This window comes from Vibrio sp. RE88 (assembly GCF_013113835.1).
Taxonomy (GTDB): Bacteria; Pseudomonadota; Gammaproteobacteria; order Enterobacterales; family Vibrionaceae; genus Vibrio.
Genome location: NZ_VTYQ01000002.1, coordinates 176,464 through 199,802 on the forward strand (window position 1 = coordinate 176,464; position 23,339 = coordinate 199,802).

A 23,339-nucleotide genomic window follows, 5' to 3' on the forward strand; every position below is an offset into this window, starting at 1 on the left:
GATGGGATTTGCTTACAGCTCTCGAACGGTACCGTATTTCGGGGAATTAGAAACTGGAGATGGCTTTTTTATACAGGAGTTCAGCGATGACTTACTTGTCGTCATCATTGATGCTCTTGGACACGGAAGCAAAGCGGCGAAGTTGGCACGCGATATAGAAGGCTTTCTCGAAGGGCATGGATGTGAAGACGTGGAATGGCTTATTACTGAGATCCACAGATCGTTTCTTGGTTCGATAGGAGCAGCAATCACGATTGTATTCTTTGATGCTGGCAGTAAGTCTGCTTATGGTGTCGGAATTGGCAATACGCTGGTTCGCCAGATAGCTAATGAAAAGCGTTCATTTCCTGCCCAACCAGGTATAGTCGGTGAGTTGTTACCGACACTTCACCCATTCCAATTTGCTTTTGCTGACGGTGACGTATTCATGTTCACGACCGACGGCATCAAAGAAAATATCAATTTTGAACTGTTGTCCAATGCGAACAACGAAACCGTCGAGTATCTGTCGTCCAAGTTCATCGAAACATTCAGCAAGCCTTATGATGATGCGACGGCAATTGCTGTGAGGTACACCGATGAATAGTCCGCATGCTTTCCGTTTCACGAATGATGACGAGTCTCGCATCGCATTGCGGAGAAAATTGGTCTCTGTGCTCGATATCATGGGCTACGACAGGCATTACCGTGATCAAGTGGTGTTTCTGTGTGGGGAAATACTATTCCAGTTGTTTTCGGTGTTGGATTCTATTGAACTCAAAGTAAAAATACACGACAACGGTATACAAACCTTGTGGTCATCGGCAGAGGGGGGTGAGTGTCTACCGCGTGTTTCGATTCCTCTGCTGGCTATTTCTCAGTCGAAAGATGAGCTCGTCTGGACGCTGAATGCCAACAAATCTCTCAGCGAAAGTGATTTTCTCAATATTAAAAATGTTCTGTCCGAGAAAACGCGTGATGACCTCATGCATGAATTACAAATGAAGAACCGAGAGCTGGCGATTCACCAAGAAGGGCTAGAAGAGGAGATCGAACGTCGAACTCGAGATTTGCAAGCCAGCGAAGCGCTATCCCGCACTATCATTGAAGGGGCTCCTTCTAGCGTAGTGATTGTGGACGCGTTTAAAAGGATAGTCTTGTGGAATAAAACGGCAATAGAAACATACGGTTATAGTGTTGAAGAGGCGACAGGTCAGAACTTATTTGAACTTTTAAAAGCGGAACTTCCATTGGCGTTATCGGAGCTACTCTCTCAAGACATTACGATTGATGATCAAGACAAGATCAGCGGCGCGTTTTTCGAGGTGCAGACGTATACCCGCGACGAGAAACCGATTCCAATCGACCTTGGAATGACGATGTTTCTCTTCGATGATGAGTGCCGGATTGCGATGTTCCTTCGAGACGTCACATCAAGAAAACAAGTTGAGGATGAACTCAACAAAGCTCGTTCGAAGGCAGAAGAAGCGGTAGAGATTAAGTCCATGTTTCTTGCCAATATGAGCCATGAAATTCGCACACCGATGAACGCCATCATTGGCATGTCTCATCTGGCGTTAAAGACCGATCTAACGCCTAAGCAGCACGACTACATCTCTAAGATCCACAACTCAGCTTCTCTATTGCTGGGTATCATCAACGACATTCTTGATTTCAGCAAAATTGAGGCAGGTAAACTCTCCATTGAAGAGATCGAATTTTACCTTGATGACGTTCTGCATAATGTTTCCATGGTGACGGGACAAAAGGCGTTCGAAAAGGGGCTGGAGCTGCTGTTTGATATCCCAAGGGACGTGCCTAAAACCTTATATGGCGATCCATTAAGGCTTGGACAAATCATTATCAACCTAGTGAACAATGCAGTGAAGTTTACTGAGCAGGGCGAAATCTCGGTCTCAGTCAAAGTGCTTCGCACGCTGGACGACAAAATTGAGTTAGGGTTTGCGGTTAAAGATACTGGCATTGGGATGAGTGAAGAACAGTCGAGCAAGCTGTTTAATGCGTTTACTCAAGCGGATGGCAGTACAACGCGAAAATATGGTGGTACTGGGCTGGGTTTATCGATCTGCCGCCGCTTAGTCGAACTGATGGGCGGCGAGATTTCGGTAGACAGCGAACTCAATGTGGGTAGTGCGTTCCGCTTCAACATCGTGGTCGGTGCGGTGATGGAAAGCGGTTACACCCCGATCGTTGTGCCGGACTTACTCAATCATGTCCATGCGTTGGTTGTTGATGACAATGAACACGCGCTGTTAATCATGGAAGACTTGCTCGATATCTTCTTGTGCAAGCCGACGTTTGTCAGTAGTGGTGAGCGGGCATTGGAAGAGCTTAAGAGAGCGTCTGATGCAGGGCAGCCATACGATCTCGTCTTTATGGACTGGAAGATGCCCACCATGAGTGGCATTGAAGCAAGCCAACAAATTCGCCAGCAAGTCATCAGCGAGCATCAGCCAAAAATCGTTATCGTGACAGCTTACGATAAAGACGATATCTCGAGCGAAGTAGAAGAGCTGGATATCGCAGGATTTCTCTCAAAACCGGTTGGTCAGTCATACTTGTTTGACTTGATTATGGATTTGTTTGGGCCGACCAACAATAACTCAACGCCCGGCGTGCAATCGCGTAGACACCGAAGAGACAAGGAACTAGAAGGGCTTCGAGTGTTGCTAGTTGAAGACAACGAGATCAATCAACAAATCGCAGTTGAGCTGATGGAAGAGAAAGGTATTGTGGTTACCGTCGCAAATAATGGTGCTGAAGCGATAGAGACTCTGGAAACAAAGATCGGCACGCCAGAGATGTTTGAAATCATCTTTATGGATCTGCAAATGCCCGTGATGGATGGTTATGAAGCCAGCAAACGCATACGTGGTGATGCGCGCTATGATGACATTCCACTGATTGCGATGACTGCCCACGCCATGGTTGAAGAGCGAGAACGCTGTTTGAGTATCGGCATGAACGATCATGTCTCTAAACCCATTGACCCAGAGCACCTATTCTCGACTATCAAGCGATGTTGCCAGAGTGGTGTTACGCAGAACCATACTCAAGTCAGTAGTGACAATTCAGGCCGTACTGGGGAAGCCCTAGTTGAAGAAAGTGCCAAATCGGTGGCTGAAAGCCTCCAAGAGGTGGATTCGCTTGATACCAAAAATGGGCTACTTCGGGTTGCTAGCAACGAAGCACTCTATCATCGGTTGCTCTCACAATTGGTCGACAAAGAGTACGATTATGATAATCGACTTGATGTCGCTTTAGACAAAGGAGACTTTGAGTACGCAAAACTGATCACCCACACGCTTAAAGGTACTGCGGCCAATCTTGGGGCCATTCGCTTGTCCGACATCGCGTCAAGGTTAGAACAAGAGTTAGGTTTTGGCGAACGGACAGAATCACTGGAGCAGCTAAAGAGAGAAATATCGGAATATCTCAAGCCGTTTTTCAACGCTATTTGCAATGCGCTCAATCGCCCACAGCCAACGAATACCAAGGACAAGCTCGACAACGACAGTGTCAAAGTGATTCATCAATTGGACTTACTGCTACAGGAGCTTGATGCTCGTGCTATCGATTACCTTGACGAGCATTATTTGTACCTCAATACTTTACTAGGGTCGGAAGAGTTCGACACTTGTTGCAAGTGCATTCACGATTGTGACTTCTTGTCTGCCAGTGTCGCCCTGAGAAAAGCAGCCAGCATTTATCCGTTGGACATGGATAAAGTGTTTGGGGGAGACCATGGATGACCACCTAACCAGCGTCTTAGTTGTTGATGATAATGCTGAGAACCGAGTGTTACTCAGTGGCTTATTGAAACCTCACCATCGCGTATTGGTAGCGACAGGTGGTGTTCAGGCGATCAATATTTGCAAGCAGAAGAAACCTGATATTGTTCTGCTCGATGTCATGATGCCTGAAATGGACGGCTATGAAGTCTGTGAACGATTAACTGCGGACCCAGAAACCCATGATATTCCAGTGATTTTTCTGACGGCCAAGTCGCAAATAGAAGATGAACAACGTGGCTTTGCTGCTGGAGCTGTTGACTATATTCTCAAGCCCATCAGCCCGCCGATTCTTATCTCTCGCATCAACACTCATTTAAGGTTGCGTGGGGCAATGGATGCACTGGCTGAGCAAAATGAAGAGCTGGAAGCACGAGTCAGGAAGCGTACTCGTGAGCTGGAAATGCTTCAAGATGCGACGATTGGCGCGATGGCATCTTTGGCAGAAACGCGTGATAACGAAACAGGAAATCATATTCGCCGCACACAACACTACGTTAGAGCGTTGGCGGAAGAGTTGGTGCGAACTGGTCACTATACGGAGTCTTTGACGCCAGAAGCGATAGACTTGTTGTACAAGTCAGCGCCACTTCATGATATTGGTAAAGTAGGTATTCCTGACAGCGTATTGCTCAAGCCAGCTCGATTGACCGACGAAGAATTTGATTTAATGAAGTACCACACGACGCTAGGACGTGCGGTATTAATGACAGTTGAAGACTCCATCGACTTTAAATGTGACTTTTTAACCATCGCTAAAGAAATCGCCTATAGCCATCAGGAAAAATGGGATGGCAGTGGTTACCCAGAAGGCATTTCGGGTTTAAACATTCCGCTTAGTGCGAGGCTGATGGCGTTGGCGGACGTATACGATGCATTGATTTCTGAACGGGTCTATAAGCCTGCATTCCCTCATGATAAGGCGGTGGAAATTATTGCTGAAGGCTCTGGGACTCATTTTGAGCCGGTGATTGTCGATGTGTTTCTTAGCATAGAAAGTACCTTCAAAGAGATTGCTTCTAAGTACAAGGATGAAGGTTTTGATGAAGATTCTTTTCAGTTGAAAGCTAGTGGAGAAGAATAATTTCAGGCTTTATTGGGTGTTGTTTTGTTTAATTTGTTGGTAATAGGTTCAGCGTCTTTTGGCAGCATTAGCGTGTCTGCTCGGAGTTCTCAAAACAGATACGTTTAATCTCTTTAGATTCATGCCTGATGAGCTAACTATCTGTTACACTGAAACTATTAGTAACACGAATAGCAGTAGGTATATGCATGTCTTTTCCTGTCCTTATTTGTGACGACTCCGCGCTAGCTCGAAAGCAAATGGCGCGTTCATTACCTGCTTCATTGAATGCAGATATTACTTTTGCGGTTCACGGGTTGGATGCCTTAGAGCAGTTAGAGCAAAATGATTTCAAGTTAATGTTCCTTGATTTAACCATGCCCGAATTGGATGGTTTTGGGACACTCGAAGAAATAGGCACGCGTGGCATTGATATCCAAGTCGTTGTGGTGTCTGGCGATATCCAGCCCAAAGCGAAAGAGCGAGTGATGGCGCTTGGTGCGAAAGCGTTTATCCAGAAGCCGATTGATAAAGATGCTTTGAATGCGGTGCTGAAGGAATTGGTTGAAAAACCAAGCCAGCCGCAAATAGTGACGCCAGTTACTGTCGATTTACCCATTCTTCGCCGACGCGATATTTATATGGAAGTGGCGAACGTTTCTATTGGTCGTGCCGCCGATGCACTGGCTCGCCACTTCGACGTATTTGTTCATCTGCCCTTACCGAACGTCAATATCTTTGAAGTGAGTGAGCTGCACATGGCACTGCGTGACTTGGCGGAAAATGACCAAGTCTCAGGGGTGTGTCAGGGGTTTAGTGGTGAAGGTATTGCTGGTGAAGCCTTAGTGCTGCTAAGTGACTCGAGTGTTTGCGACCTTAAAAAACTCATGAAAGTTCCGGCAGACAGTGAGGAGCTGGAAGAGTTGGAGCTCCTAATGGATGTTTCAAATATTCTTGTCGGTTCATTTTTGAATGGTTTAGGTAAGCAAGCAGAGGTGCGTTTTTTCCAAAGCTCTCCTGTGCTTTTAGGCCAACATATCTCAATTGACTCCGTGATTCAGTCCACAACGGGTTCGTTTAAAAAGACCATGACGTTTGAGGTCAGTTACAACATTGACGGCACCTCAATACGATGCGACTTATTGTTTATGTTTGTTGATGAGTCACTTCCTTTGCTCGACAACAAGTTGTCTTACTTGATGGAGGACTTTTAATGTTAAATCTTCCTGCAGAATTTGAGCAATTCCACTGGATGGTGGATATGGTACAGAACGTCGACTTGGGATTGATTGTTGTAGACCGCGAATACAAGGTTCAGGTCTGGAATGGCTTTATGACTCACCATAGTGGTGTTCAGGCCCACGATGCGATAGAAAAATCGCTGTTTGAACTGTTTCCGGAGATACCAGAAGACTGGTTTAAACTGAAGACCAAACCTGTGTATGACTTAGGTTGTCGAAGCTTCATTACTTGGCAGCAGCGCCCCTATCTATTTAAATGTAGAAACGTACGACCTGTGACTCAGCAGGCGGAATTCATGTACCAAAACATTACACTTAATCCGATGAGAACGCCGACGGGTGAAATTCGTTCATTGTTTTTATCGATTCAGGATGCAACTGCGGAAGCCTTGGTATCACTCAATCAGCACAAATAGTTTGACGCAATCTTCAGCAATAAAGCCAGAAATTATCTGGCTTTATTTTTATCTTAGGAGAACCAATGTCTTCACCAATCTCCCTCTATTCGGCAGAACAAGTCAAACAAGGTGAGGTCGCAGCGGCGAGAGCCAAATCGATCTCCATGTATGAACTGATGACTTGTGCTGGTCAGGCGGTATTTGATGTCATGATGAAACAATATCCGGAGTGCCGAAAGGTGTTAATTGTATGCGGTGGTGGGAATAATGGTGGTGATGGCTATGTTGTCGGTAAACTCGCATTGGAAGCCGGACTACAGGTGACGCTTTGGCGAGCCGTTGAGGAAGCAAAATTAAAAGGTGACGCCTTAACGGCTTATCAAGATTATTGTGCTGCTGGTGGCGATACTAATGAACCGGAGTTATCGTCCGAGCTCGATTATGACTGTATTGTCGATGCACTTTTCGGAACTGGGTTGAGTGGTTCCGTCAGACCGGATGGTGTCGACCTCATTAACAGGTTAAATCGGGGTAACGCACCAACTGTAGCCGTTGATCTACCCTCTGGTTTATCAAGTAATAGTGGTCAGATATTGGGGGCGTGCATAAAAGCTGATCACACGGTGTCATTCATTGGGCTTAAACAAGGATTGTTTACTGGACAAGCTCGCGATTATACCGGAGTCATTCACTTCAACGGGTTAGATGTAGAAGATATCTTCGAACAGCAAAATACGCCTTCTGCTCTGCTTCTTAACAATTTGTCCGACTGTGAACCCTTTCTTCCGCGTTTAAAAGCCTCACATAAAGGCACACATGGTAAAGCCGTAATCATTGGCGGTAATAGAGGAATGGGCGGCGCAGCTTTGCTTTCCGCCCAAGCTTGCTTGAGGAGTGGTTCCGGTCTCACTGCATTGCTCACACATCCAGAAAATACGCTGGCGTCTCTAGTCGTGTGCCCAGAAGTGATTGCGTCGTCATGGGAAGAGGGTTTAGTGAATGAGCAAAGGCTAGAACGCTGGAGCGATTGCATCGCTATTGGTCCCGGCCTTGGTACTGATGCTAGCGCGCAGAAGATGTTTCATTCGGTATCTCAACAACAACTCCCTAAGGTATATGACGCTGACGGACTGAATATACTTGCTAATCATGTCCACAAAGACGCACAGCGAATTTTAACGCCTCATCCGAGGGAAGCTGCGAGGCTACTTAACTGTTCAGTCAGTGAAATTGAGTCTGAACGATTCCTCGCAGTAAAAAGGCTACAGCAAAAGTTCGGAGGTGTAGTGGTGTTAAAAGGAGCAGGATCGCTAATCTACGATGGTCAACAAACGTATGTTTGCAACGCTGGAAATCCGGGCATGGCGAGCGGCGGAATGGGGGATGTGCTTACTGGTGTCATCCTTGGCTTGTTAGCTCAAGGTGAAAGTTTAACCAGTTCGGCAGTGAAAGGGGTCATGGTTCATAGTCTGGCAGCCGACATGGATGTCGAAAAAAACGGCGAACGTGGACTTTGTGCAAGTGATTTGTTGCCTCATATTCGTCATTTGGTTAATGGAAAATAGAGAACACGCAGCCTTTAAGGTACTTTTTACAAAAATTAACGACGTTAACGGTTTCGGTAAACGATTGCTTTCTGGTTTTGATTAGTTGAACTGTTGCGGTTAAGTCTTTGTTTGCTAAGGATTGTTTGAGGTTTGATGTATACGAGGGGAAATTAGGTTTGCAAGATTTCAAAATGGTATCACAAAAAAAATGCAATTATCAGTCTTGCGAGAAATAAATCACGACCTATAATGCTGAAAACCGGAGCGTCTGCCAACGCTCCGGTTTTTTTGTGTCCGAAACTCAGTAAAGCGTCTGCCAACGTTTACCGAAAACGCACGACACGTAAATTTGCTTACAGGAAAATTTATCATGCGTATCGAACAAGAACTTAAGTTAGGCTTTAAAGATGTACTATTTCGCCCGAAGCGTTCTACTCTTAAAAGTCGTTCTCAAGTTGAATTAACCCGCGAGTTTACATTTAAGCATAGCGGTCGTCAATGGTCTGGTACCCCAGTGATTGCAGCAAACATGGATTCTGTAGGTAGTTTCGCAATGGCGAAAGCGCTAGCTGAACATGGTGTAATGACGGCTATCCACAAACATTACACAGTCGAGCAGTGGGCTGAATTCGTAAAATCAGCAGACAAGAACACGCTAAACAATGTGTTTGTTTCTACGGGCACTTCAGAAGCTGACTTCCAAAAAACAAAGGACATCATGGATCTGAGTGATGACCTTATCTTCATCTGTATTGATATCGCCAACGGTTATTCAGAGCACTTAGTCGAGTACGTAGAAAAAGTACGTGCTGCATTCCCTGATAAAGTGATTTCTGCAGGTAACGTTGTGACTGGTGACATGTGTGAAGAGCTTATCCTAGCTGGTGCAGACATCGTTAAAGTAGGTATCGGCCCGGGCTCTGTATGTACTACCCGCGTTAAGACTGGTGTTGGTTATCCGCAGCTTTCTGCAATCATTGAATGTGGCGACGCTGCGCACGGCTTAGGCGGTATGATTATCGGTGACGGTGGCTGTTCATGTGCTGGCGATGTTGCAAAAGCATTTGGTGGCGGTGCAGATTTCGTGATGCTTGGCGGTATGCTAGCAGGTCACGAAGAGTCAGGCGGCGAAGTTATCGAACAAGATGGCGAGACATTCATGAAGTTCTACGGCATGTCTTCTCAGTCTGCAATGGACAAGCACTCAGGTGGTGTTGCAAAGTACCGCGCAGCTGAAGGAAAAACCGTACTATTGCCATTCCGTGGCAGTGTTCACGGTACTATCTCAGACATCCTTGGTGGTGTACGTTCAACTTGTACATACGTAGGCGCAGCAAAGCTTAAAGAGCTAACTAAGCGTACTACCTTCATCCGTGTACAAGAGCAAGAGAACAACGTTTTCGGTAAAGAGAAGTAACCCTATACTTCGGAAAATTCGAACTATTAAGAGCCGCTTTTTGCGGCTCTTTTTTTGCCTGAAAATTGTAAAGTGGCGACAAAGTGGCGACAGCCAGCGAAAAATTTTTTGTGGCGACAACTACAAGTGAGTGAGTGGGTTATGAGTAATCGCTTCTGATAGGTGATCGGGGGCGAAGTGAGCGTAGCGCATGGTCATACTAATATCTGCATGGCCAAGGATGTCTCGCAGTACCAGAATATTACCGCCGTTCATCATAAAGTGACTGGCGAATGAATGGCGAAGAACGTGCGAAGCTTGGCCAGAGGGCAGGGTAATACCGAGTTTGTTCTTAAGGATGTAGCAAAAGGGTGTGTAGCACTCTTCGAATAACTTACCTGAGGTTGGTTTATAGATCTCATGAAAAAGCTCTTCAGAGATGGGTACAGAGCGATTCTTCTTAGTTTTAGTGTTGGTATAGGTGACTTTGTATTTGCTGAGCTGAGAGCCTTTCAGTTGCGCAGCCTCATTCCAACGCGCACCAGTGGCAAGGCAAAGCTTAACTATCTTGAGCATATCCTCTCTAGTGTGCAGAGCGACTAATTCCAATAGAAGGGAAATTTGCTCTTTATGTAAGAAAGCCATGCTGCGCTCGTGATCTTTAAAAGGCTTAACATCCTCAATTGGATTTGGGAGCTTCCATTCTCCCAGTTCTTTCAGCTTACTGAAAACAGCTTTAAAGCGAGCTAGCTCAGAATTAAGCGTAGCGATGCTCGGCGCACCTTTTTGCCATCGTTCATCCACAAAGCTAATTTGCCCATGCATGCGCTGACTGCGAAAGTCTGAATACAACCTAGCGTTTAGAAGGCTAGCTAGTGGGTTACCCATAGCATCACACATCTTTTGTAGTTTGCTACAAACAACAGCTCCGTTAGCGAGCGTTGCGCCATAGCGCGTATACCAAATGTCTATAAGTTCAGATAACCTTCTGTGATCGGGTTTGTCTCCCGCCCACGGTTTGTCTTCAATCTCTCGCATAACAAAGCGTTCGTAGGCTGAAGCCTCACCTTTTGTCGCGAATCGCTTTCTTACTCGCTTTCCAGAGCGGCCATTTGGGTAGCACTCACATAGCCATGGTTTTTTTGAGCCATCTTTTAGGTTTCGAATAGACATAGGTAAAATACACCAATACTGTATTTTTATACAGGTTAATGGGTGGTGCTATTGGAGGCAATGTTTGAATGTTGAAAAACGAACATGTGGGAAGTGTAGCGCTTAAGGTCGGACGTTGGTTGCAAGGATGCTGGAAGCGAAATCGCAAACTGCGCTAGGGTGTTAAGCGCAGTCAAAGCGTATTGAGAACCAGACCAATCTAGACCTCCATTCTGAAGGTAATAACATAGTAAATGTTGGTCTCAGCCTTTTGACCTCTCAAGGCAGCAAAACATCCAGGCTGGAGTTCTACACCAATCCTGTCGATGCGGTGGAACTCCCATCCATCCTCGGCGTACTCGTTGACAACATTCTCTAAGTAAACAGCCGCTTCGCTTCCTGTGTGATTTTTCATGTCTACAGAAATGTTGGGTAGAACTTGCACCATTTTATATTTGAACATATAGAAATTCTTATGTGGTAGAACTCATTAGAAGCCTTTTTAGGATGTTTAATGTGTTCTACCACAATGGGATTTCTCATCTAGGATATCACCTAATTAATCAATTAGTTATTTAACTAATGCCACATTGTATAAGGAAGAGTGTGATTTTTGAGGAAGGGGGGAAGTCTTTGACTTGTGGAAAGCCTACTCCTTGAAGCCTGAAGTGTGTCCCTTTAAGCTTATAAAATTCATTTGCTCAAACAATCCATGAGCAAGAAAAAGCGGTCTATTTTAAGACCGCTTGTGTACTAGATTGCGATTTTTCCGAACCAAGGGAAGCGAGCATGGTATTCAATGAAGTTCTTCAATAAAATATCATTCTCGACGACATCATTAGAAATTTGATAGCCTAAGCAGCTTTTTATTGCGTGTAGGTCACCTTGTGGCAACAATCGCTCTAACTCGACCCGTTCCCTAACTGATAGTGAGGGAAGAGATATGTCGAATATACTATCTCGATCATAATAAAAGTCCCAGTTTACTATGGTGCCAATGAGAGCCAAGGGTTAATTAAAGGAAATCGGTATGCAATTGCTAAATGCTCGAGAGCTCCTGCTTGGGAAACGTTAGCAAGTTTTGAAGCCGACAACATGACTGCAATCATAAAAGAGTTGGGGTACAAGCTTAAGCAATGGAAGAAGCCGATTAAAAGACAAGTGCGGAAACTTCAGGCGGCCAAAGCTCAAACCATTAAAGCTAAGTCGATTGCTATTAAACAAAACAAACCTGAGGAGTACCAGAACCGCTTATACAATCGAATCATACGATTAGAAAAGCAAGCCGAGAAGCTTCACCAAGTAATTCAAGAGCGGGGAGTGCATGCCAGTTCAAACAATAGATTCTGCATTACATTCGAAGGTAAGGATGCGAGACAAAAGGTAGATAAGTTTATGCTCTGGGCTGCTGGTGCTCGAGGGTGGCCGATGGAGTGTAGAGATATTGAAATGGACGACATTAAGTCTACTGCTGATACTCTGTATTTTGTGCAGCATCAGCAGTTTATTGAGAAACAGTGTTACTGGAAGAGTGTACTTTTATCCTCAATTCCAATACGTGAAGCTGATGAGAGAGAACGGGATTACTGGCTAAATGTGACTGCAGAGTACTTAGGTGAGATTCAATCAGTTTAGAGGTTATTAGAAAGAAATCCTTGCTTAATTTAGGTTAGCTACTAAGTTAATTTGGTATGCATTTGTTGTATATGATGTGTGCGTTTAATTGGTTAGGTTTATAGGTTCTTAGCAAGTGCCTCGTAAAACAAAAGGAATATTAAAATGTCACATACTATTCATTTAGCTAATAGTTCAAATCAACCGATACAATGTATCGTTATGCCAAATACAGATTGGGTTCTAGCTGATGTTCTAACTTCTGCTGCCATGATGGCTTTTAGTGGTGCAGGAATAATTAAAACTTCCAGCGACCTCATTCGCATATACAAAACCGCTGCCATGGGAAGTTGGAGTATTGATTTTGCCAAGGGCATCGCGAAGTTTTTTGAAGAAAACGCTATGGTTGTAAATCCGGGTGAAGTTGAAAGTGTTTACTCTACATCTATGGCTAATCCATTCGATTATTTAAACCCCAGTAAAGTTGGCAGTCTTTTCCATGGTGTATCAAACATGACACTTCTTCTTAGAACGGCCGATGGAAAATATACCTGTACATTCAATACTAACGACGATCTTTCTTGGATTGTTGAGAATGAATCTGAAGGTTACGTAGCTGTTCGAGCTAAGTACGGTCATTTGTGGGTTAGTGATCCTAGTGAAGGCAAGTACGAGTTTGAAAGAGTTAAAGTTAACGAAGAAGCAGCAGCATAGGACTTCGTGTTTGACATTCAATTGAGGCGGCGTTTTGCCGCCTTTTTCGACCTTGGAGCACTGAAAATAACAGTAACTCGGCGCTAATTGAGCAACTCAGGCGCATGACAGGATGGAGTTCACAAGGCGTAAAATGTCTTATTAGACCTCTGCAGCTCGGTGCGAAAGTACCGATAGACAAATACGTGTCCGTTCAACTGAGAAATGGGCGGTTATTATCCATTTAGTGGCGGGGATTAATGGCTTTTGCTGGAGTGAATATCGTACCGATGGGATAACTAAATGATTTTGATCGTACGACTAGCAGGTTGATATTTAGCAACTAAGAGAAATTGGTAACAAGAGTGCGTCCACCCCTGCCACCAAAGACTAGAATCTTAGTTTTGAACACCGATGTACTGAGCAACAGGGAACGTATTGACAGTACCTACAAGCTTGCTTGTGTAACAAACGTCTCGACTTACAGCAACATAAAGTCTTTTATTTGTGTCCATGGCATTAAGTAGTACAGGAATAGCATTGGCAGTGTCCTGAGAAGGAAGAATCGCATAACCTTCTGTAGAACTACATTTTGCTGGGTTAGTAGCTTCTCTGTTCACTTTAAAGAATACAATACCTTCTGCATAACCAGAAAATACTCCTTGTACGTACTCATCAACACCTTGAGGGTCTGCAAAAGCAGCGGGTGCAAGAGCGGTAGATAGCAACAACGCAGTTAGCTTTTTCATTATAATTTCCTTCTAATACAAAAACTTGAGTTAATAATTGCATTAGCAATTTATATATAATGGTTATTCATATCAATGATCACATGGATATATGTGACAATTATCTCGTCATGTGTAACTGGCACCTTTCTGTCAATGCTATGAACTCCTTATACAGTGACATAGACATCAAAACGCAGGTAGAGACCTGTATAAACATACAGTATATTTTAGATGTCATTGGTAAGGATATTGATATGTCTAATAATAAACAGCTTTTCCAGCAAGCACTGGAGCTAATTCTCGACGGGGTCGCATTGAGTACGAACGGTGAAAACCGCGCCCAGGCAGGTGCTTACTTAATGGGATTAGTTGTTGCTGACAATCAAGGCGAGCTTGATAGCGAGAAAGTAGAAGCGATTAAGGCCATTATTGAAATGGCTGATGAAGTCGAAAGCCCGCAATTCAGGCTTTAAGCGCAATTACTGAAAAGGAGTTGCCATGTTAATCACATGTCCAAAATGTGAAAGCAAAGCCCGGATAGCTACCTCCCGGGCGATGAGTAAAGAAACTCGAGAAGCGTATTGTCAGTGCCTTAATCTAAACTGCGGTACCGTCTTTGTAACCTACACCTCAGTACATCGAATCATTGAGCCTAGCGGCGATAAACCTGATCCAGAACTACAGCCTGAGTTGTGCAAGGGAGATTTGGACCAGATGGATATTTTTCAGATAGAGCCTCAAAGCAATTAAGGAGGGATAATGATGAACAAAGAATCAATTGAACTCTACTTCAGCGGACAAGCGCTTGGTGATGCAATGCTCACTCAAGAGAACCAGATCTTTTTGTCAGCATCATCCAAAGATAGCGAGAAGATCCAGAATCATATTGCTAACTTGGCGAGTTCATTAGGTTTGAACTTATCTGGCAACCCATTTGTTCTGCCAAATGGCGCAACGCTGACGTTCTTGCAAACCGATAGTAAAGTTGCGGGTGGTCACTCAGGCAATGCCTATGTGATAAATTGCTTTGATGAGGATAATTTCTCTTATATTAGTAACCTCGTATCATCTTGGACAATGCTGAAAAAGCATAAGGCAGCGTTTGTATCTATCGAATAAATAACATTGAAAATCTATGGGCGACATGAGTTTTTAACAAGAAGATACAATAGTGCTGGGCCTACCAGCCCTAATTTCGCCAGTTCCCCCTATTTATCTATAGGTCTAACCGATTTTATTTACCATGTTTAATTTAATATGAAATTTTAGGTTTAAGACAGGGTGTCAAAATGTATAAATATGGAAAAAAACTCATATTAAACGAAAGTGAAAGTTTAATTTCTCATCGTGACCTTATCTGTGCATTGGAATTGGTTTCTTCACATGTTCCTGTGCCAGAATTACTTAATGAAAGTATAGAGAAATATAAAAAAGTTAAAGCTTACTTTAATCAAGATAAATTTAGTGACGATGAGATAAAGAAAGATAAGTATAAGAAGCTTCTTCATAAAAATAAGGTTGACCTGAGAGGATGTAAGGATGATGAAAAGTGCAAAGGTTTTATAGAAGAAATAAAGATGGTATTACCTGAGCCGATTTGCAAAATATCTGGATATCAGCTTTGTTGTGAAGCTCACCAATGTCATATTGGTATTGCCCCTTCTAAACGATGGCATGGGGAATTATTGCCGTCCGATTATGAGTCTTTGGGTCGTGAAATTAGAAATTTGGAGCAAAAGCTATATGTTAAAGGCTGGCCTTATTCTGCACTTATCACCATTATTTACGGTATGGCTAGGCGTGGCCATGAATACAATATTCAATCAAACAGAAATTTATGGGACGACCTAGAAGAGCGTGAAAAAAATTTGATCGTGCGCACTTATGGAGGACTATTTATTGCCGAAACAACTAGGGATATAAAAAACTGGATTTATTTGAGCTTACTGTGCAATTTTGGCAAGGGTGGCATTATTTATGGCAATAATAAAGAAATCAAACTGAGCACAATCGTTTGGGGCAAAGAGAATCTGGAGGATAGAAAGTCCAGTTATGAGGATGTTAAAGCTCAAAAATCCAAGCTCAAACTCTATACTCATAGAGAAAATGTCAAATTACGCAATGGCATGGATGGAGAAACGGCTGGTTGGGCAAGTCTCGGTGGTAAAAATCCTTTAACCGCGGCAGGCGGCAACGATAAAAGTTTGGTAAATAAACCTGGTAGTATCAATACTGCAAAAGTATATGACTTATTGCTTAATTTTATATCTAATCGCCACAACGATATCTATAGGGTGGAAAGAATAAATGGCATAAAAGAGGTTTTTTACATCAGTCAACACTCGGCCATAAAAAAGAATGTTATTTCCTTGATTACATTCTTTGAAGATTTATTCAAAATAAAAGTGAATAAGGAAGATAAGGTAATCAACAAGGCAATTGAGCGCGTTAATGCTTTTCCAGCTCTTGATGACCCAAGGCTTGAAGTAGATAGAGCGTTTAAACAACTTGAAGATCTTAATAAAATTGAAGAGCTTGAAGAGCTTGAAGAACTTAATAAAATTGAAGAACTTGAAGAGTATAAAAATCTTAATAAGGTTGATTAACCACTCTAATGAGAACACCTCTCCAAAAAGGTTCGTAAATTCTTTTTGATTGGCAAAGATCGATGATTGACGTCTGTGCTCTTAAAAGCTCCATGTAGAAAAGAAAATTGTAATGCTCTGAAGTGAATAAACTTGTGTAAACAACTCAAATTATTTGCTCTCAACCCAAACCACAATCAAAAGTTCACTTAGTGCACAAAAACGATCTCCGACGATCTCTAGATCGCCCATCTAAAACAGCCCTCGGTGTAGATACATCGGGGGTTGTGCTTTACTAACCCTAGCGAAACGCGATCACTTTTAGGATCGCAAAATTACAGTGCGGAATTTTAGCGCGGGGGGAGGGGTGAGTCCGAACAAGGGCTGGAAGCCCACTTTCACCAGCTAAATAATCTCTGCTCTTTAAACTCCAAACTTCTTCTTCGATTGGTAGGCTATTGATGTGGGAACGACAACACGAGCACGCTAGATGGAATGGGCTGAAGCTCAACATCCTGTCTACCTCTTTTGATGGTGGTAAGCGTCTACAAGTGAGTGAAATCCCCTACGCTGAACTACCGCACATCAAAGTCATGGGCACCAAAGCCCGAACATTTACTATCGAATCTATATTCGTAGGTGCAAGATCACTAGCTGACGCCAATGCATTCATTGAAAGCCTGGAGCTGCAACCAAAAGGAGAACTCGAGCATCCCTGGTTAGGAGAGTTGGTGCTAGTGTTCGAGGAACATTCCCTCAGTATTAACACCAAGAAAGGTTTAGTGACGCTGAGTCTGAAGTTTGTCCGTGCCGGTACTTCGCCTTCCATCACTGCACCGACAACAGTACGCACCAAAGCACAAGCTGACATCGTAGAAAGCCTGTCTAAGCAATCATTTGTTGAAGAAGTGAAAGTGCTGGATGTTTCTCAAATCAACGAAGTACAAAACAACGCAACCAGTGCGCTCAATGTGTTGGTTGATATTACTAATCGCCTAAACCTAGCCGATGATTCGCTGCAAGATATTAACCTAGCGATAAATGAAGCCTTCTCTGCCGTGAGCAGTTTGAGCACTAACCCTGCTGAGTTCGCTGACCTGTTTTCTAGCGCTGTGGATACGGTGTCTGAAGGTGTTCAATCAGAGCCAGCTTCTGAGAGTGAAGCCGTCGATAACTCACGCAGTGCTCAAGCTTTGATGCTTGGCGAAGTAAAAACCGATAGCCCAGCCAACCACCACAACGTACAGATGGTGACGGGCGCGGTGAAGATGAGTAAAGACGTGACTGACCTAGAAGCCAATGACAGCTTTGAGATCACCCTAGCCCAAAAGCAACCAGAGATTATTCAAAGTGATCTCTCAACTCTAATTGTCAGCGTTGATGACCGCATCAAGGAAACCACTCAAGTTTCAACGCAAGAAAGCATAGAGCTCTATGACGCACTCACATCACTAAAAAGCAATGTGCAGACTCAGCACGACAAAGTAGCAGAGGGAACCAAAGCACACAGAACAGTGCAATCACCTCACTTTAAGTCGGCGCTGACCATAGCCCATGACGAGTACACCAATGAGAACGTCATTACCAAAATGAATGCACTTCAGCACCCTTTATTTATCCGTGGTGATATCGCGGTGAGGGATGCACGATGAATCAACTCACGATGTACATTGACGGAAAGCCGCATACTTTCTACCAAGCCAATTTGAACTACTCAACAGAGCAATTGGCCCACACATTCAACTGCTCGATTGAACCCATAAACATTGATCGCCCGTTGTCGGTAGAGTTCTTCCTAAATGACCAATCCATCTTAATCGGTCAGATAGATGAAGCAGAGAGCGAGACAGGCGCAAGCGCTTTAACTATGCCAATCGTGGGACGTTCCAAGAGCGCCAACATGATTGACTCGCGTATCACTATGGATGCGCTTTACAACCTCAATGTTGAAGAACTGCTTAGAAAACTGGCAAAGCCATTTGGTTTAGGGGTAAAGAGCCTCGTTAAAGGCATGCCGAAGATTGAAGAGTTTCAGATTAATGCCGAGTCTCCGGTTGAAAATGTTGCTCAGCTCATCCGTGAGCAAGGGTACATGCTCATTGAGCGAAATGGTGTATTGACTATAGAGAACACGGCGCATGCAACGATTAACAATATTGGCCTTGAAACAGGCAACAACATAGACAGCTTAAAGATAAGACGCGCCTTCAATAAGCAGTTTCATACCATTGATGTGCAGGGTCAATGGGATGATGCCAGTGCCCAGATTACCACCCCAAACATTGATAGCTCGCGCACGATGGTCATTACCTGTGACCAGCTTCAAAGCAGTGCGGCGTGTTTATCTCGCGCCAAATATGAACGTGACTTAGCGATAGCAGAAAGCTTGACCGCTTCAACGTCAGTCGCCGATATCTTTCCTCAGCTTGCGATTGATGGATTAAACCGAGTGATTCGAGTGATCGATAAAGAGCAGAGTTTCAGTGAAATGTTGGTGATTAAATCACTTGGCCTATCGGTGTCCGAAAGCTCCGCGAGCACTTCCGTTGAGTTGGTCAGACCGTTTAAGGAGCAAAGCCATGTCTAGTACTCAGCGCCAGCATAATGGCTCGCATCAAGAACGTGATCGGTACAGGCACGGTGACAGGCGCAACTACAGGCATGTTGCAAATCAGAACGGCAACAGGCCGCACCAATGACCGAATTAAACGCGTCCACAATTACGGCTTTATGAGCCACCACTACCAGAGGCCAAAGCTTACAACCTGTTTATCGGTGGTGTGACCGCGCGTGGTATTACCGTCAATGTTGAAGATGAGCGCTACCAAATCGACTTAAAGCCCGGTGAGGTCGCCATGCTCGATGACAAGGGCAACTTAATCCATCAAACCGAGGAAGGCATTAAGGTCTACGCCACCAAAGGTAAGGTCGATGTCCTAGCTGCGAATGAAGTCTCTATTAAGGCGCCACAGGTAAACGTTATTGCTGACAAAACCACGTTTTCTAATGATGTCGATATAGGCGGCAATCTGAGTGTGGCGAAGAATGCAGAAGTTGCAGGCTCTGTCGGTGGCAAGTCTGGTACGTTCGGCGGCGTTAAAGTCGAGAAGCACGACCACGACTATGAAGACGACAGTGCAATCAAAACGACACGGGAGCCCAACAAAGCATGAGCCATTTTAAATTGAACGCGCTTACCGAGTCAGTAGATTCCAAAGAAGGCATGACCCATGCGGTACTGCAAAGCGTCTACAACTACGCCGAGTCAACCAAGAATGACCGCGCTCGAATGGACAACAATGAGCGCGGCGGTACTTGGAGTAATGAACTTATAGAGATTGTCGGCTCTCGGGATTGGACACTCAAACGAGCCAAATTAACCGACGAAACCTTAAGGCTTGCTAAACGTTTTTATGAAGAAGCCCTCGCCTGGTTAATTCAACAAGGTCACGCCAAAACCATTGAAGTCACTGTTTGGAGAGAGAAACCAAACAAAATGGGCCGTAATGTCATGATAACCCTAACTGACGGCTCCACATTTGATGTTCCACTATCGAAGGTAGATAAATGAGTACACAAGTGAGTCTTGAGAGCTTAATCGCTCGTGCTGAAGCCAACCTGACGGCAGCAACAGGACAAAGCAATCCAGCCACCAAAGCGATAGCCTCTGCCATTGCTGGCATCAGCTATGGACAATATGGCTACCAAGATTTGCTTTTCAGACAACTGCACCCTGAAACCTGCTCTGAAGCGTGGCTATACCTGCATGCTAATCGCCACAATACACCACGCCTACTACCAACCTTTGCAAAAGGTACGGCGCAGTTTACTGAGCTAGGTGGAACCGTGGTTATCGCGAAAGGCACTCGCCTAATCTACGGTGATAAAGAGTACGAAACCACTAAAGAGCAGTACAGCAACGTGCCTGTAGACGTCATTGCACTTGAATCAGGGACAGCAAGCAATTTACCAAACGGCGCCAAACTCGCCCTAACCGAAGGGCTAAGCGGTATCGACCCTAATAATATCTTATCGCTTGGTATTGAAGGTGGTGCAGATATCGAAGAGCTAGAGCACTGGCGAGCGCGAGTAATCGTGGCATTCGAGAAGAACGAGCTGATCGGCAAGTCAGAAGACTACGAAGTCTGGGCAGTGTCGGCTCACTCTGATGTTGATTTTGCATGGGCACTCGATAACACGCCTGAGCGCGGTATGGTAGAGGTCTACATTGGCGCACGTGAGAACGACCCAACGCTAAGCGGTGAAGTGGTCACCCTTGTACAAGAGACCTTTGAAGCTAATCGACTCGCGGGTTGCCATCCGTTTGCTCACCTCCCAGAAAAAGCCCCACTCGCTATAGAGATTCAAGGCATTGAAGACCTAGCGATTCGTGATGATGTGGTCACTGCCCTTGAAAACTTTGTCAAAGGGAAAATGGGTAAGATAACCCCTGATACCAAAAAACCTGAATCCATCACCAACACTGAAATTGTGTTAGTCATTTCAACCGTGACCAACAACTTTATTGTCAAAGCCCCGGTGGGTGAAGTTGCTATCGACAATAACCAGATTCATGTACTAGGAGGCGTCACATGGACACCTCCGACTTAATCATTGAATACAGCGAAGGGGATTTTGCTGACGCTTACCGTGGGTTACTGCCTCAAGGCGAATACTGGCAAGACACCGAGAACGCAGAGCTGACCCATACCATTAACGGTATAGCGAAAGACTTTAAGAAAACCCATGACGATATTGAATTATCGCTATTAACTGAGTTTGAAGAGCAAGGGTTTGGTTGGAAGATTCGCGATTATCAAAGCCTGCTTGGAACAATGGGCTCAAATGGTTTGGTGTATGACGATGTGAAAAGGCCCAATCTGATTTTGATTGACCTCTTCAGCTATGACAATGGTGCAGCCATCAATGCATTTGAAAATGTCCGATTACCTCATACCGAGTTTCACTGGCTTTACCCACTGGAAGCCGAAACCCAATTTGAACAGGCCACCGCCTTAACGATAAAGCCAGAGTTGAGCTCACAGTTAGAAATAGACGCTGAAACTCAAATCTTGTGCCGCACTGCCATTACTTGGCAACTTGAAATAGGAGATACCGAATGAGCACACTGCAAGCTATTCCGACTCAGCACGGGATAGGCATATTAAACAGTGAGCTGAAAAATACTGTAACCAAGTATCGGCTCATTGGCGCGTTAACCCATGACGCACCAAGTGAATCACTGTATTCATTTTTTGAGAACACCATTGAAACCAGCTACTACGATGACAATGGCGTTTTAACCTTTATCTTGAACCTTCCCATTGAGCAGCACTTTGATGAGTACCTACATCAAATCCATGTGCTTGATAACAACAACCAATCTGTGATCGAGTGCTCGACACCAAAAGTCGCCCTACCGAAGGGCATTGGCGGCATGGTAACACTCAAAGCAGCGATTTCGGGTGAAGCTGGAGAAGTTATTTTCAAACACAGTGAGTTTGTCACTGAGACGGAATTAACTGAGCTTTTCTTACCTAAATACTTGCCCAAAATTGGAGGGACCATTACTCAACCAATAGCTTTAAACTATGAAAGTATATCAATGGCAGTATTTGATATACGCAATCTAAAGCCAGATGCCTACTGGAACTACATTAATATGGCTTGTGGTGTTAACTCAGGTGGCGGCGATATTGGTTCAGTGCATCTTGGTTACTGTACTCAACCTGCGGACGGTGCGCCTGCACATAGTTTTCATATGCGTATTCGTGGTGATAAGACTCAAATGTCATGGAATTATGGCTATGTAAAAGCTCACGTGCCGCTTTATGACGAATCGGGGGAACTGGTTGCCAATCGCAAACAAATGGCACAGTTGCCGCTTTATCCTGAAATTCTGACCGATCATAAGAAATTCGCCATTTCACTATCAGGTACGACATTGACGGTCGCGAATAATCAAGTGATTCGAATGAGAGGGTGGAGCGATGTCAATACGTCAAATTTGACGCGCAATTTTACTGTAGATTTGAGCCTGACTTACCACCTCCGTTTTAGCGTCGAAAAAGGTTTGCATCTCTGGTATGTCGGACACACTGACTACAATCCCGACGGTTTATCTGAAGTTCGATTCCACTTATGATGATGCCTTGATTGCCAAGATTGAAAACGGGACGATTACTCCGCTTATCAATACGTCAGAAACATTTCATCTAACCTACGATGGCATGCCGAATTCGGCAGATTCTCAAGCCTCTGGTAACGATTGGGTAGGGGCATTTGAATTGCCATTAAACTGGTCACGCACGCCTGTTTCTGACTCAATTGAGCAGAAAGGGCATTTGTCAGTTTCTGACTCTCATGCTTGGAACGACTCCATGGTGGTGACGGTGTTAGCGATGAGGGAAGACGCGGTGCTTTGCCCAGTTTCGTTTGATAAAAGTTATAGACTGAACCGCTATGAATGCCGTTTTCCTGTGGCGCATGGCAATGGTAGAAACACCACGGGCTATGACGAACCGACTCCACATTTACAAACATTCGAAAAAATAGTGAGGGTTTATGGCTACTAAATTAATGGTGCGGAACGACTTGGTACTAGGTAAGCATAACGGTGATTTTGGTATCATGATCCCCGATGAATTTAAAGGAGTGGATATTCATTTACTCCGATTGATGGATGGTAAGCTCATCAATGCCAGTGAGAACAAGCAATGGTTTATTGACGAATCCAGTTGTAAACACATTGTCGATATCGGCAATTGCCAGCCTTTAGAGTGCAGCATTAATGATCAGTTACTCAAAGAGGGCAATGCTTGGGTGGTCGCGGATATCTTGTTTTGGGATAAGAAAGAGGCGCGCAAGCTGCGCGATGAGCTGCGTAATCACGTAGATAAATACACCACGCCCACAGCAACGATTGACGATATTCCAGTAACGTCCGAACAACAAAGTGAAGCGATAGCCAAAAGCCATGAGCTTGCTGCATGGCCTTCGCAAGACAATTGGCCTTATATATCGTTGCCAGAGTTGCCAAACTGGATGCCAACCCCACAACAAAGCATTGTTTGGACTTTCGCCAACTAACCACCAAACCCAGCCTAGATGCTGGGTTTGTTCTTTCCG

General features: G+C 44.4%; 24 protein-coding genes and 1 pseudogene. 22 read left to right on the forward strand and 3 right to left on the reverse strand.

Annotated features, from left to right (window positions below):
* Window position 1 precedes the first annotated feature (1 nt).
* The 7 genes from F0265_RS04335 to F0265_RS04365 all read left to right on the forward strand — a co-directional run bounded on the left by F0265_RS04335 (window position 2) and on the right by F0265_RS04365 (window position 9,457).
* Complete coding sequence (locus F0265_RS04335; RefSeq protein WP_082315225.1) at window positions 2–586, forward strand: SpoIIE family protein phosphatase; 585 nt, start codon at window positions 2–4, stop codon at window positions 584–586.
* Window positions 579–3,752, forward strand: coding sequence for a response regulator (locus F0265_RS04340; protein ID WP_171747944.1), 3,174 nt, complete (start codon window positions 579–581; stop codon window positions 3,750–3,752). Before F0265_RS04335 ends, F0265_RS04340 begins: the two co-directional genes overlap by 8 nt.
* Window positions 3,745–4,875, forward strand: coding sequence for a two-component system response regulator (locus F0265_RS04345; RefSeq protein ID WP_171747945.1), 1,131 nt, complete (start codon window positions 3,745–3,747; stop codon window positions 4,873–4,875). The genes F0265_RS04340 and F0265_RS04345 overlap by 8 nt, the downstream gene beginning before the upstream one ends.
* Window positions 4,876–5,063: 188 nt before the next feature.
* Entirely contained in the window at window positions 5,064–6,068 is a 1,005-nt protein-coding gene (locus F0265_RS04350; RefSeq protein WP_171747946.1) for a response regulator, read from the forward strand.
* Window positions 6,068–6,511, forward strand: a complete 444-nt coding sequence (locus F0265_RS04355) for a PAS domain-containing protein (protein ID WP_171747947.1) — start codon at window positions 6,068–6,070, stop codon at window positions 6,509–6,511. The genes F0265_RS04350 and F0265_RS04355 overlap by 1 nt, the downstream gene beginning before the upstream one ends.
* A gap of 65 nt (window positions 6,512–6,576) precedes the next feature.
* Window positions 6,577–8,058 (forward strand): NAD(P)H-hydrate dehydratase, encoded by a 1,482-nt coding sequence (locus tag F0265_RS04360; protein ID WP_171747948.1) that lies wholly within the window; start codon window positions 6,577–6,579, stop codon window positions 8,056–8,058.
* Window positions 8,059–8,410: 352 nt separating this feature from the next.
* Window positions 8,411–9,457, forward strand: coding sequence for a GMP reductase (locus F0265_RS04365; protein ID WP_171747949.1), 1,047 nt, complete (start codon window positions 8,411–8,413; stop codon window positions 9,455–9,457).
* A gap of 120 nt (window positions 9,458–9,577) precedes the next feature.
* On the opposite strand, the gene F0265_RS04370 is transcribed toward F0265_RS04365, so the two are convergent.
* Both F0265_RS04370 and F0265_RS04375 read right to left on the reverse strand, forming a co-directional pair.
* Window positions 9,578–10,609 carry a tyrosine-type recombinase/integrase gene (locus F0265_RS04370; RefSeq protein WP_171747950.1) on the reverse strand — a complete coding sequence of 344 codons (1,032 nt, stop codon included), beginning with the start codon at window positions 10,607–10,609 and terminating at the stop codon, window positions 9,578–9,580.
* A gap of 199 nt (window positions 10,610–10,808) precedes the next feature.
* A complete protein-coding gene (locus tag F0265_RS04375; protein WP_171747951.1) occupies window positions 10,809–11,051 on the reverse strand; it encodes a DUF4177 domain-containing protein in 243 nt (80 codons plus the stop codon).
* Between the two features lie 632 nt (window positions 11,052–11,683).
* Here F0265_RS04375 and F0265_RS04380 point away from each other — a divergent pair.
* Window positions 11,684–12,223, forward strand: coding sequence for a hypothetical protein (locus tag F0265_RS04380; protein ID WP_216607782.1), 540 nt, complete (start codon window positions 11,684–11,686; stop codon window positions 12,221–12,223).
* A gap of 144 nt (window positions 12,224–12,367) precedes the next feature.
* A complete protein-coding gene (locus F0265_RS04385) occupies window positions 12,368–12,916 on the forward strand; it encodes a hypothetical protein (RefSeq protein WP_171747952.1) in 549 nt (182 codons plus the stop codon).
* A gap of 377 nt (window positions 12,917–13,293) precedes the next feature.
* On the opposite strand, the gene F0265_RS04390 is transcribed toward F0265_RS04385, so the two are convergent.
* Window positions 13,294–13,644, reverse strand: a complete 351-nt coding sequence (locus F0265_RS04390) for a hypothetical protein (protein ID WP_171349065.1) — start codon at window positions 13,642–13,644, stop codon at window positions 13,294–13,296.
* 236 nt (window positions 13,645–13,880) lie between these two features.
* Between F0265_RS04390 and F0265_RS04395 the strand changes: the two genes are divergently transcribed.
* The 13 genes and pseudogenes from F0265_RS04395 to F0265_RS04455 all read left to right on the forward strand — a co-directional run bounded on the left by F0265_RS04395 (window position 13,881) and on the right by F0265_RS04455 (window position 23,300).
* Window positions 13,881–14,099 (forward strand): hypothetical protein, encoded by a 219-nt coding sequence (locus F0265_RS04395; protein ID WP_171747953.1) that lies wholly within the window; start codon window positions 13,881–13,883, stop codon window positions 14,097–14,099.
* 25 nt (window positions 14,100–14,124) lie between these two features.
* Complete coding sequence (locus F0265_RS04400) at window positions 14,125–14,376, forward strand: ogr/Delta-like zinc finger family protein (RefSeq protein WP_171747954.1); 252 nt, start codon at window positions 14,125–14,127, stop codon at window positions 14,374–14,376.
* A 9-nt stretch (window positions 14,377–14,385) separates the two neighbouring features.
* Window positions 14,386–14,745, forward strand: coding sequence for a terminase family protein (locus F0265_RS04405; protein ID WP_171747955.1), 360 nt, complete (start codon window positions 14,386–14,388; stop codon window positions 14,743–14,745).
* 170 nt (window positions 14,746–14,915) lie between these two features.
* Window positions 14,916–16,232 carry a hypothetical protein gene (locus F0265_RS04410; protein ID WP_171747956.1) on the forward strand — a complete coding sequence of 439 codons (1,317 nt, stop codon included), beginning with the start codon at window positions 14,916–14,918 and terminating at the stop codon, window positions 16,230–16,232.
* A 440-nt stretch (window positions 16,233–16,672) separates the two neighbouring features.
* On the forward strand, window positions 16,673–17,863 hold the full coding sequence (locus tag F0265_RS04415) for a DNA circularization N-terminal domain-containing protein (protein ID WP_171747957.1): 1,191 nt from the start codon (window positions 16,673–16,675) through the stop codon (window positions 17,861–17,863).
* A complete protein-coding gene (locus F0265_RS04420; RefSeq protein ID WP_171747958.1) occupies window positions 17,860–18,798 on the forward strand; it encodes a phage tail protein in 939 nt (312 codons plus the stop codon). Before F0265_RS04415 ends, F0265_RS04420 begins: the two co-directional genes overlap by 4 nt.
* Window positions 18,791–19,384, forward strand: a pseudogene (locus F0265_RS04425) (phage baseplate assembly protein). Before F0265_RS04420 ends, F0265_RS04425 begins: the two are co-directional and overlap by 8 nt.
* Window positions 19,381–19,782 carry a phage GP46 family protein gene (locus tag F0265_RS04430; RefSeq protein ID WP_171747959.1) on the forward strand — a complete coding sequence of 134 codons (402 nt, stop codon included), beginning with the start codon at window positions 19,381–19,383 and terminating at the stop codon, window positions 19,780–19,782. Before F0265_RS04425 ends, F0265_RS04430 begins: the two are co-directional and overlap by 4 nt.
* The gene (locus F0265_RS04435; RefSeq protein WP_171747960.1) at window positions 19,779–20,822 is read left to right on the forward strand and encodes a baseplate J/gp47 family protein; all 1,044 of its coding nucleotides are present in this window, start codon (window positions 19,779–19,781) and stop codon (window positions 20,820–20,822) included. The genes F0265_RS04430 and F0265_RS04435 overlap by 4 nt, the downstream gene beginning before the upstream one ends.
* Window positions 20,804–21,334, forward strand: a complete 531-nt coding sequence (locus F0265_RS04440) for a hypothetical protein (protein ID WP_171747961.1) — start codon at window positions 20,804–20,806, stop codon at window positions 21,332–21,334. Before F0265_RS04435 ends, F0265_RS04440 begins: the two co-directional genes overlap by 19 nt.
* On the forward strand, window positions 21,331–22,356 hold the full coding sequence (locus F0265_RS24520) for a hypothetical protein (RefSeq protein ID WP_216607783.1): 1,026 nt from the start codon (window positions 21,331–21,333) through the stop codon (window positions 22,354–22,356). Before F0265_RS04440 ends, F0265_RS24520 begins: the two co-directional genes overlap by 4 nt.
* Window positions 22,298–22,786 carry a hypothetical protein gene (locus F0265_RS04450; protein ID WP_171747962.1) on the forward strand — a complete coding sequence of 163 codons (489 nt, stop codon included), beginning with the start codon at window positions 22,298–22,300 and terminating at the stop codon, window positions 22,784–22,786. The genes F0265_RS24520 and F0265_RS04450 overlap by 59 nt, the downstream gene beginning before the upstream one ends.
* Entirely contained in the window at window positions 22,776–23,300 is a 525-nt protein-coding gene (locus F0265_RS04455; protein ID WP_171747963.1) for a hypothetical protein, read from the forward strand. Before F0265_RS04450 ends, F0265_RS04455 begins: the two co-directional genes overlap by 11 nt.
* Window positions 23,301–23,339: the final 39 nt, after the last annotated feature.

Excerpts from the sequence above, each read along its gene's own strand:
- F0265_RS04415 (WP_171747957.1), top strand. The coding sequence starts at position 16,673 with ATGTGGGAACGACAACACGAGCACGCTAGATGGAATGGGCTGAAGCTC.
- F0265_RS04345 (WP_171747945.1), top strand. The coding sequence starts at position 3,745 with ATGGATGACCACCTAACCAGCGTCTTAGTTGTTGATGATAATGCTGAG.
- F0265_RS04420 (WP_171747958.1), top strand. The coding sequence starts at position 17,860 with ATGAATCAACTCACGATGTACATTGACGGAAAGCCGCATACTTTCTAC.
- F0265_RS04395 (WP_171747953.1), top strand. The coding sequence starts at position 13,881 with ATGTCTAATAATAAACAGCTTTTCCAGCAAGCACTGGAGCTAATTCTC.
- F0265_RS04410 (WP_171747956.1), top strand. The coding sequence starts at position 14,916 with ATGTATAAATATGGAAAAAAACTCATATTAAACGAAAGTGAAAGTTTA.
- F0265_RS04365 (WP_171747949.1), top strand. The coding sequence starts at position 8,411 with ATGCGTATCGAACAAGAACTTAAGTTAGGCTTTAAAGATGTACTATTT.
- F0265_RS04350 (WP_171747946.1), top strand. The coding sequence starts at position 5,064 with ATGTCTTTTCCTGTCCTTATTTGTGACGACTCCGCGCTAGCTCGAAAG.
- F0265_RS04405 (WP_171747955.1), top strand. The coding sequence starts at position 14,386 with ATGATGAACAAAGAATCAATTGAACTCTACTTCAGCGGACAAGCGCTT.
- F0265_RS04430 (WP_171747959.1), top strand. The coding sequence starts at position 19,381 with ATGAGCCATTTTAAATTGAACGCGCTTACCGAGTCAGTAGATTCCAAA.
- F0265_RS04340 (WP_171747944.1), top strand. The coding sequence starts at position 579 with ATGAATAGTCCGCATGCTTTCCGTTTCACGAATGATGACGAGTCTCGC.
- F0265_RS04380 (WP_216607782.1), top strand. The coding sequence starts at position 11,684 with ATGACTGCAATCATAAAAGAGTTGGGGTACAAGCTTAAGCAATGGAAG.
- F0265_RS04450 (WP_171747962.1), top strand. The coding sequence starts at position 22,298 with ATGTCGGACACACTGACTACAATCCCGACGGTTTATCTGAAGTTCGAT.
- F0265_RS04385 (WP_171747952.1), top strand. The coding sequence starts at position 12,368 with ATGTCACATACTATTCATTTAGCTAATAGTTCAAATCAACCGATACAA.
- F0265_RS04455 (WP_171747963.1), top strand. The coding sequence starts at position 22,776 with ATGGCTACTAAATTAATGGTGCGGAACGACTTGGTACTAGGTAAGCAT.
- F0265_RS04375 (WP_171747951.1), bottom strand. The coding sequence starts at position 11,051 with ATGTTCAAATATAAAATGGTGCAAGTTCTACCCAACATTTCTGTAGAC.
- F0265_RS24520 (WP_216607783.1), top strand. The coding sequence starts at position 21,331 with ATGAGCACACTGCAAGCTATTCCGACTCAGCACGGGATAGGCATATTA.
- F0265_RS04370 (WP_171747950.1), bottom strand. The coding sequence starts at position 10,609 with ATGTCTATTCGAAACCTAAAAGATGGCTCAAAAAAACCATGGCTATGT.
- F0265_RS04435 (WP_171747960.1), top strand. The coding sequence starts at position 19,779 with ATGAGTACACAAGTGAGTCTTGAGAGCTTAATCGCTCGTGCTGAAGCC.
- F0265_RS04360 (WP_171747948.1), top strand. The coding sequence starts at position 6,577 with ATGTCTTCACCAATCTCCCTCTATTCGGCAGAACAAGTCAAACAAGGT.
- F0265_RS04400 (WP_171747954.1), top strand. The coding sequence starts at position 14,125 with ATGTTAATCACATGTCCAAAATGTGAAAGCAAAGCCCGGATAGCTACC.
- F0265_RS04390 (WP_171349065.1), bottom strand. The coding sequence starts at position 13,644 with ATGAAAAAGCTAACTGCGTTGTTGCTATCTACCGCTCTTGCACCCGCT.
- F0265_RS04440 (WP_171747961.1), top strand. The coding sequence starts at position 20,804 with ATGGACACCTCCGACTTAATCATTGAATACAGCGAAGGGGATTTTGCT.
- F0265_RS04355 (WP_171747947.1), top strand. The coding sequence starts at position 6,068 with ATGTTAAATCTTCCTGCAGAATTTGAGCAATTCCACTGGATGGTGGAT.
- F0265_RS04335 (WP_082315225.1), top strand. The coding sequence starts at position 2 with ATGGGATTTGCTTACAGCTCTCGAACGGTACCGTATTTCGGGGAATTA.